The organism is Streptomyces sp. NPDC102451, assembly GCF_044765485.1.
GTDB lineage: Bacteria > Actinomycetota > Actinomycetes > Streptomycetales > Streptomycetaceae > Streptomyces.
In genome coordinates, this window is record NZ_JBIWKD010000054.1 from 1 (window position 1) to 1,656 (window position 1,656).

The window sequence follows — 1,656 nt, forward strand, 5'->3', positions numbered from 1 at the left end:
AGAAGCCGTATCTCAACCGATGATGGAACGTGTGAGTCGAACGGGTTTCCCGCTGGGGTGATCTTCCGGCGGTAGGTGCATGAAGGCAGGGCCCCTTGGTAGCTCGGAGGTGCGAACCGAACCGAGCAGTTCCAGGAGGCCCTGTTGTCGCAGTTCTACGTGTCCGCGCCCGCATTGTTCAACTCGGCTGCCCGATCGTGTGATTGTCTCGCGCACGTGTACGGGAACGCGGCTGATCATCCGGACCGGGTGCGCCGGTACCCGTCGGATATGACGGACGCGGAGTGGGCGGCTGTGCGCCCGTTGCTGCCGGTGCCGGCCTGGCTGGAGGGCCGGGGCGGGCAGCCCGAAGCCTACTGTCACCGTGCCATGTTGGACGCGATCCGGTACCTGGTCGCCGGCGGGATCTCGTGGCGGGCGATGCCCGCTGACTTCCCCGCCTGGGGCCGGGTCTATGCCTTCTTCCGCCGGTGGCGTGAGCACGGGCTGATCAAGGAGTTCCACGACCGGCTGCGCGGACAGGTCAGGATGCGCGAGGGCCGTGAGGCGGAGCCTTCGGCGGGGATCATCGACGCGCAGTCGGTGCGGGCTGCGGCGTCCGTGCCGACTGCCTCGAGCGGGTACGACGGCGGGAAGAAGGTCCCGGGCCGCAAGCGGCATATCGTGACCGACACGCTCGGCCTGCTGCTGGCCGTCGCGGTGACGGCCGCGAACGTGGGAGACCGGGACGCGGCCGTGCCGCTGTTGCGGCGACTGCGCTCACTGCACCGGGAGATCACCCTGGTCTGGGCCGACGGCGGCTACACCGGCGGCCTTGTCGGCTGGTCGATGGAGAAGCTCGCACTGACCTTGGAAGTCGTCAAACGCACCGACGACATGAACGGGTTCGTGGTGCTGCCCCGCAGGTGGGTGGTCGAGCGCACGTTCGCGTGGCTGATGCACTCGCGCCGTCTGGCCCGCGACTACGAAACCCTGACGACCACCAGCGAGGCGATGATCCAGTGGTCGATGATCACGCGGATGAGCCGCCGCCTGGCCCGGCCACGATCCCGCGGCCGGCACTGAACATCCCCGACCCCTCCTGGACCAGCCACCCGCGCTCCGCCAGGCGCCGGGCCTTCGAGCGCACACCCTCCACCTTCGCCGGCGTCGGCCCCAGTCCCAGCACCACCGCGATCTCCTTGGCCCGCACCGGCCCCTGGTCCGACCGGTCCGCCACCATGCCCAGGATCCGCTGGTAATCCGGCGTGAGAACCGTCGCGGGCAGCCCCTCCCGCCAGGACGGCACCGTCGTTCCCGGCAAGGGCGCCGGCACGGACACCGATTTCACCTCCGCCTCCGCATCGGTCACGGCGGTGGCCTCGGCAGCGGACACAGCCAGGGCCTCGACCAGTTCCTCCCGCGCGATCACCCGCCGGTCCAGCTCGATCTCCGCCGCCTCCAGCACGGCAGCCGCCCGGGCCGCCGCCTCCCGCAGATCCTCCACTCGCACGCGAGCAGCCGCTTCCCGTGCCTCCAGCAACCCCAGCATCGACGCCACCGCATACCCCTCACCGAACAGGCGGAACAGAACGTCGAGACTCTCCCTCACCTCCTCCGAAACCATGCCTGACCAGCGACAATCAAACGATCACGCCCGGTAGAGAAACGGCTTCT

The 1,656-nt window shown here is 69.3% G+C and carries 2 protein-coding genes; one reads left to right on the top strand and one right to left on the bottom strand.

The window, feature by feature from the left end; genetic code table 11:
* Window positions 1–270 precede the first annotated feature (270 nt).
* Window positions 271–1,065 carry an IS5 family transposase gene (locus tag ACIRD8_RS37805; protein WP_404002318.1) on the top strand — a complete coding sequence of 265 codons (795 nt, stop codon included), beginning with the start codon at window positions 271–273 and terminating at the stop codon, window positions 1,063–1,065.
* Here the strand turns inward: ACIRD8_RS37805 and ACIRD8_RS37810 are convergent.
* Window positions 1,013–1,606 (bottom strand): hypothetical protein, encoded by a 594-nt coding sequence (locus tag ACIRD8_RS37810; RefSeq protein ID WP_404002320.1) that lies wholly within the window; start codon window positions 1,604–1,606, stop codon window positions 1,013–1,015. The genes ACIRD8_RS37805 and ACIRD8_RS37810 overlap by 53 nt on opposite strands.
* Between the last annotated feature and the right edge of the window lie 50 nt (window positions 1,607–1,656).

What these genes read in the sequence shown, in the direction of transcription:
- ACIRD8_RS37805 (WP_404002318.1), top strand. Translation starts at nt 271, where the DNA reads ATGACGGACGCGGAGTGGGCGGCTGTGCGCCCGTTGCTGCCGGTGCCG.
- ACIRD8_RS37810 (WP_404002320.1), bottom strand. Translation starts at nt 1,606, where the DNA reads ATGGTTTCGGAGGAGGTGAGGGAGAGTCTCGACGTTCTGTTCCGCCTG.